Annotated in this window: 7 protein-coding genes; all 7 read right to left on the reverse strand. The window is 35.6% G+C overall.

The features are described from left to right. On the reverse strand, positions 1–582 hold a 582-nt coding region (locus B0E43_RS17315; protein ID WP_077352091.1), incomplete at its 3' end, for a glycosyltransferase. A gap of 102 nt (positions 583–684) precedes the next feature. Beyond that, the gene (locus tag B0E43_RS17320; protein ID WP_168171968.1) at positions 685–2,325 is read right to left on the reverse strand and encodes an FkbM family methyltransferase; all 1,641 of its coding nucleotides are present in this window, start codon (positions 2,323–2,325) and stop codon (positions 685–687) included. A 33-nt stretch (positions 2,326–2,358) separates the two neighbouring features. After that, the gene (locus B0E43_RS17325; RefSeq protein ID WP_077352095.1) at positions 2,359–3,459 is read right to left on the reverse strand and encodes a DegT/DnrJ/EryC1/StrS aminotransferase family protein; all 1,101 of its coding nucleotides are present in this window, start codon (positions 3,457–3,459) and stop codon (positions 2,359–2,361) included. 3 nt (positions 3,460–3,462) lie between these two features. Then, entirely contained in the window at positions 3,463–4,386 is a 924-nt protein-coding gene (locus B0E43_RS17330) for a hypothetical protein (protein ID WP_139352812.1), read from the reverse strand. After that, positions 4,383–5,063 (reverse strand): acetyltransferase, encoded by a 681-nt coding sequence (locus B0E43_RS17335; RefSeq protein WP_077352099.1) that lies wholly within the window; start codon positions 5,061–5,063, stop codon positions 4,383–4,385. Before B0E43_RS17335 ends, B0E43_RS17330 begins: the two co-directional genes overlap by 4 nt. 5 nt (positions 5,064–5,068) lie before the next feature. Continuing rightward, positions 5,069–5,839 (reverse strand): class I SAM-dependent methyltransferase, encoded by a 771-nt coding sequence (locus tag B0E43_RS17340; protein ID WP_077352101.1) that lies wholly within the window; start codon positions 5,837–5,839, stop codon positions 5,069–5,071. Between the two features lie 5 nt (positions 5,840–5,844). Continuing rightward, positions 5,845–6,816, reverse strand: coding sequence for a GNAT family N-acetyltransferase (locus B0E43_RS17345; RefSeq protein WP_077352103.1), 972 nt, complete (start codon positions 6,814–6,816; stop codon positions 5,845–5,847). Positions 6,817–6,843 lie beyond the last annotated feature (27 nt).

Here is a 6,843-nt window from a genome sequence, read left to right on the forward strand (position 1 = left end):
CTTATATATTGAAATGGCTAAGTCAAAATAGCGAATAACTTGCTTATCCTTGAAAAACACAAAAAGATTAAAATAATAATCAGCCCATATAGAATATTTCAAAGGAAAAAAGCCAAACGACACAAAAAGACTATTATGATATAGTATAGCCTGATGAGAAATGTTCTTTTTCAATAACTTAGGTTTAGAAAAAACCCCATCATAGAGATGATTATTTTTACGTAGTAAAGTGTTTCCATACAAAAACTTAAAATCTCTTAAACTTTGGGAAAAAATACATTCTATAGACTCAATTATCAATTCGTCTCCTGAGCCCAAAAAAATTAACCAGTCTCCTTTCGCTAAAGAAACACCTTTGTTCATCGCGTCATAGATACCAAAATCAGGTTCAGATAAAAAGAAAAGATTTATGTATGGATATTTTTCAACAATATTTTCAGGATGGTCAGAGGAACAATTATCCACAATCAAAACCTCAAAAGAGAAAGAAACAGTCTCCTTAAAAATGGATTCTAAACTATCTTCTAAAAGATGACCAGAATTGAAATTAGGAATAATTATAGAAAGATCATTTTTTATCATTTTATACTTTAAAAAAGCTGATAAAGTTTACTTACTGACACAATCGAAAGTGTAATTTCGTTGTTGTTGGTTGGAATTACAATTGAAAAAATTCGAATCCATTTAGATAAACCAAAAATCATTCTTTACCATAATGGCATTCAAGTTAGTATTGGCATATTCATAGTAGCCTTTATCAACTAATAAATGAATCAATTCATTTCTTCTCGCACCGGACCCAACTGGAGAATACTCGGAAGCTTCAACACAAATAACTTTGGGTGAGGACTTTTCAAAGTCAATTGATTTCAATATTTGAAAATCCAGTCCTTCTACATCTATGCTCAAAAAGTCTGGAAAAATACCATCACAATAATTATCTATTACAAAATTGATGGTCGTCAACTTTATTTTTTCGATTTTATCAAGTTTTTTACCATAAGCAATTAATTGATCACATTCTTCTTTTGAGAATGTACTGAGGGTATTATCTGTCATAATGTAGAAATCCAACTCCTCTTCTTTATCACTTATTCCAATATTCAGATTAATATCATTCGGGCGATAAATCTCAAAAGCATTGTGCAAGGATGGATTTGCTTCAATATTAATACCCTTACAACCTTTTTGATAAAATAAAGCCGTATTGCTTAGTTGATAGGGGTGATGGGCACCTATATCGAGATACGTTGGATTTGTGATTTTTCTCAATCGAAAAACGTATTGAACCAACAAATCTTCTGCGCATTGAGAATAGGATTCACTTTTAAACTTTTCCTTTATCAGGACCGGTTTGGTGAGCAGTTTTTTCTTAATTCTAATTTTGCAATTCACGACGAATCGTTTTAAGTAGGATAGGTTCAACAATGACTTCACTGTGTTATGATTTTTTAATCTGATATTAAACAATGCTATAAAATAAAAATAGAGACTTAAAATATCCTGTTTGTAGCTCCATCTTTTCTTAAACCATATCCTCCAATTTGGATATCCTTCTTTGCTAAATCGAGATAAACAGTAATCTAAATACTGAATAAAATGTTTTAAGGTTCTATCGCTGTGTAGGCAATATGGTTCAAGCGACAATAGATTCTGCTCAAGACCATTGATGCCAATCGTCTTTAGGAGAGACCGGCCATGGATCCGATAAATTGCACTAATTTCATTATCAAATTTAAACTTGTAGTTTTTCGCCAGTCTCAAGTACAAATCAATATCTTCTACGATAAGTGATTCATTGAAATAACCAACTTTTGTTAACGCTTCTTTACTCAGAAGAGCTGCAGATCCATGGATGAAATGTCCGAGAAAAAGCTCTTCAACAAGATTTTCCTCTGGCCCAATCATAAATCTATTCAAACTACTGAATAAGGTCCCTAACTTAACTCCCTCATCATTAATCATTTGTATATCTGAATATACCAATGCATACTCTTGCCCAAGATCCTCAAATATTTGAACTTGTCTATCAAGTTTTCCAGGCAAAAAAAGATCATCACTAACAAAGCTGACATACTTACCTTTTGACAATCGTAATCCCTCGTTCATAGATTTAGTAATCCCTAGATTTTGAGGATGCTTAATGAATGTAAAATTCTTAAGGTTAGTTCCTAACCATTTTTCTACAATTTCGATTGAATTGTCTGATGAACAATCGTCAATAATAATATGTTGGATATTGTCGTAAGATTGAGATTTCACTGACTCTAGTGCCTTAACTACATATTCACCGGTATTATATACCAACGTAATAATTGTAACCAAAGGTCTCTCAAACTTGTAATTAATAGGCAACTTTCATGAATATAAATTTACAAATTTTACAATAGATTCAACCTCATCCATCATCATCACTGGTGAGATTGGTAATGAAATCACGGTGTCATGGATTTCTTCGGAAATAGGATAAGTATCATTAATAAATTCCTTAAATGCCTCTTGCCTGTGAGGTGCAATCGGATAATGAACCACCGTTTGTACAGCTTTTTCAAGTAAATATTTTTGAAATAAATTTCTGCGCTTAGTTCGAACCACAAATAAATGCCAGACATGCCTTTCACTACTATTCACAATGGGCAAAATAATGGTCGGATTTTTAATATTCTCAAGATAAGTATTTGCAATACTTCTGCGCTTCTCGTTATCGTCATCTAAATATTTTAGTTTGATCGTTAAGAAGGCGGCTTGCATTTCATCTAATCTTGAATTGATACCTTTAAACTTATGATGATATTTTTCATTCGAGCCATAGTTACGATAGGCTTTTAACACACTGGCTAGCGCATCGTCATTTGTTGTTATGGCTCCTCCATCACCCAAGGCTCCCAAATTCTTTCCGGGATAAAAACTAAAACCACTGGCATCACCCAGATTTCCACATCGTTTATTTTGATAGTACGCTCCGTGCGACTGTGCTGAATCCTCTATAACTTTAAGGTTATACTTTTGTGCTATTGTGTTGATAGCGTTCATGTCGCACACCTGGCCGTAAAGATGAACTGCCATGATTGCCACTGTTCTATTTGTAATCTTTTCTTCAATTTTAGTTGGGTCGATCAGATAATCATCAAATCGAGGCTCAACCAAAATCGGCTTCAATCCCGCTTTGGAAATAGCTAGAATGCTAGCAATGTATGTGTTTGCTGGCACTAACACCTCATCTTCTGTTGTCATCAGGCCAAACTCCTTGTAGGCCTCCAGTATCAGGATCAGTGCATCGAGCCCATTGGCCACACCGACGCAATACTTTACACCGCAGTATTGAGCAAACAAACGTTCAAACTCACTCAATTTATCACCAAGGAGGAACCATCCGCTTTTTAAGAGGTCATCTATCTCCTGTTTAAAGGCCTCTTCGTGCCGGATATTTATTTTCTGCAAATCTAAAAATGGGATCATAGGTTATTCTTCAACCAATTCAGCAACGCCAAAACCAGTTTCTCCATTATTGTTGCCGTTATAGAACAGATACGTTTTATTATGAACGTTGATCACAGCAGGGTAGCATATCATTTCCGAATCCCACCCACTTTCGGAGACATCAATTCCAATTTGATTCTCTTTACGAATCCAAGATTTACCGTCCATTGATTCAGCATAGGCAAGTCGGTATAATTTATCGATATACCTAACGGAGTAAAACATTTTATATATACCTTCTGATTTCAAAACCCAAGGTCTTCCAACAGAAAATTCCGTATTAGAATCTGGTGTTATGCAGGAAATATTTTCAACATTCCATTCCAATCCATCTTGAGAAGTCGCATATTGAATTTCAGCTTTGATGTATAGCTTCTGATTTATATCAACCCACTCTAATCCTAACCAAAACCACATCTTATAAAGATTCTCCTCTTGATCAAACAATACAAAAGGCGCAGCATTTGAAAAAACATTTGTCTTAGAACGATCAATAATTGGCGCCTGAGAGTATCTTTTGAAATGTGTATAGTCTGATGAAGTTGCTAGGCCTGAAAAAAGTAGATAAGGAACTTTCTGAACCCGTTGAAATCCTACGTAATACAAATACTGACTATTACCTTTTGATATCAAGCAACTCGGTACTGCTCCGCAGTCATCAAACGTACCGGGTAAACCACTATCCAAAACATATGATTCCGATGTTCGGACGATAAAAGTGGGGTCTTGTTCATCTACATCAACAAACGCGGTTCTTCCAAACCTATCTTTATCTGTAACTCCAAAAAAAATACGAATGATGGCTTCGCTCTTTATATGATACGGTGTTGGCATCATGGCGTAAAACTGATTCCACCATTGACTTCTCGAGGGGGCGTAAACCAGACCAAGTTTCTTCCACTTCATGGCCATTCTATTCCGAAACGTTCATAGGTTGAAATCTCTTCTGCATGAGTTGGCGCTCCTTTCATTAATGCACCGTCCTTAACGGGGCGGACAATATGAACAGCTGAACCTATTAAACAATCATTACCAATACTGAGGTTGTTTCCCATGGTGGCATTCACGCCGATAAAATTTGCATCACCAATTTTACAGAATCCCGAGATCACTACATGAGAGGATATGAAGTTGTGCGAACCAATAACCGAATGATGACCAATGTGATTACCGCTCCAAAAAACATTATTGCTACCTATTCTTACAAATGGCTGGATAGTATTGTCTTCAAAAACAAAACAGTTATCCCCCAGCTCTACATTGCCCCACACAAATGCCTGGCTGCTGATGTAGTTGGCCAAAGTATAACCTTTAGCCTTTGCCTCCTTGTAAAACTTCATCCGAGCACGATTCAAATTGTTATAAACTAATGCAATGTGCATTTCATATTCAGCAGGACTGTAGGTCTCTTGAATGGTTTCAAAAGCTATAATTGGAACTCCAAAAAGCGAATCCTTTTTCAAAAATTCACTCGTTACAGTAAAGGCCACAACTTCATACTCTGAATCGTGGGTAAAATACTCATAGGCAATTTCGGCAAATGCACTGTCCCCAAAAATGACTAGCTTCCTTTCTTTAACCATAGCGTTTAGATTTTGTGAATTACCAAATCTTCTCTTCGATTATGAAAAGGGAGTGTCGCAGGCTGAGGCAAAAGGTAGGCTTCAAATCCAAAATTTCGGTAGCGCTGCATAATACCCATTAATACACCATCATCGATATGTGTAGGCTCAAGTTGCAAATGATCTATTTCCGGCAATGTATCCGTCTGAGTAAAATTCTTGTGGAATGCAATACCCTTATCCGTTGAAAAGAACCGTTTACGCTTGGTAATATTTGGGATATCCCCTATCAACATTATTCCTCCTGGCTTTAATAAGGATAATGCTGCATCTAAAAATTTATATATGCAAGTATTATAAAAGACGTAATGAAAAATACTGTACCCTACAATGTAATCAACCTTGTGGTGGAACTGATTCACTAAATCCGGAACGTCATTTGGGAAATAGCCCTCAAACTTAGTAATCGATTCTTGCGAGGGAAGTTGATCCAACATCTCTTTGGAATCCACCAAAAGAATTTTAAAATTAAATTTATTGCAATGATCGATGATCATCTTTGGCAACTCACTACACCCGGGACCAATATCCAATAATACACCTGCACTATTTATATCGGCGGTTTGAAAATTCAACTTATTAATGATGTCATCAAAGATGATGTTCTCCTTATTCTCTCTGTAAGCATCTGGAAAACCTATTTTTTGATACTGTGATAAAGAATCATCATTAGCCATCTTTTTAAAGTCTTCGAAAGTCAGATTCTTAAACTTTTCAAAGTCGCTTTTCTTTTCCATAGTTGTTACAATTGTAAATGCATGGTTTCGCGCAAGACATTACGCCCTCCAAAACCTTCCTTGAATCGAAACAATCCTTCGTTAATTCCTCTGCCTGCATCAAAATTGGAAGTCCCTAAATTTAAGTACTGGTATTTTTGGCTGCAGGCCCACTTTATGATTTCATCGATCACCGCATTTAGAGGACGTAGTTCCTGAAATTCAGAATCAGAACAAATATATTGTGCATGCACTGCGTTTTGATTTGGAATAAACAAGATTATTCCCGCAACAATTTTGTCATCAACACAGGCTACGAATAATTTAATTTTTTCTGAGCCCACTGACTTAATCAATTGAATAAACTCAGAATACGAATGAGTAGGCAACAAAGCGTGTCTCTCAAACAAGTTTTTTGTTAACACTTCCCAGTACGCTTCATAATCATTACTTTCTTTCAGCAGCAAATTTTGTCGTCCACGCTTAATATTACGTTTCGTGGAAGACGAGAAGGCATTACTCACTTCTGCGTAATCTCCTAACTTAATTGCCGTCTCCAACTCTCTCGATAAAATTTGAAAACCGTGATACCACATGGCATAATCTGTTTCATCACATAGATTCGAACTAAAAACCCGAAATGGATTCCGAATAATAATTTCATGAACACCTAAAATTGCAGCTTCAACTTTTAGCAACTTCACCATTTCAACGGCTTCCTGGGTTCCGATTTCATCTCCAACTACAAATCCACCATATGTTGCTCGTCTGGAAGAATAAAGAATCTTTCTATTATTTTTAATGTATAAATTACAAGGAATTACGGCTACAACGGAATTCCCCTTTACAAAGAGATATGAATTATCATCTTCAAAATTCCTTGGGTTATGATCAAAAAAGCTTCTTGAATGTAGAAATGTCCCATTAATGGATTTTAAAACAAAATCATCCCACTTTTGTCTAAACAAATTATTGTAAGCAACAATGCTTATGTCCATCTCTTAAATGAATTATAATCCCTAATA

The sequence above is a fragment of the Algoriphagus sp. A40 genome, assembly GCF_002002735.1.
Taxonomy (GTDB): domain Bacteria; phylum Bacteroidota; class Bacteroidia; order Cytophagales; family Cyclobacteriaceae; genus Algoriphagus.

What these genes read in the sequence shown, in the direction of transcription:
- B0E43_RS17335 (WP_077352099.1), bottom strand. Translation starts at nt 5,063, where the DNA reads ATGGTTAAAGAAAGGAAGCTAGTCATTTTTGGGGACAGTGCATTTGCC.
- B0E43_RS17325 (WP_077352095.1), bottom strand. Translation starts at nt 3,459, where the DNA reads ATGATCCCATTTTTAGATTTGCAGAAAATAAATATCCGGCACGAAGAG.
- B0E43_RS17340 (WP_077352101.1), bottom strand. Translation starts at nt 5,839, where the DNA reads ATGGAAAAGAAAAGCGACTTTGAAAAGTTTAAGAATCTGACTTTCGAA.
- B0E43_RS17345 (WP_077352103.1), bottom strand. Translation starts at nt 6,816, where the DNA reads ATGGACATAAGCATTGTTGCTTACAATAATTTGTTTAGACAAAAGTGG.
- B0E43_RS17330 (WP_139352812.1), bottom strand. Translation starts at nt 4,386, where the DNA reads ATGAAGTGGAAGAAACTTGGTCTGGTTTACGCCCCCTCGAGAAGTCAA.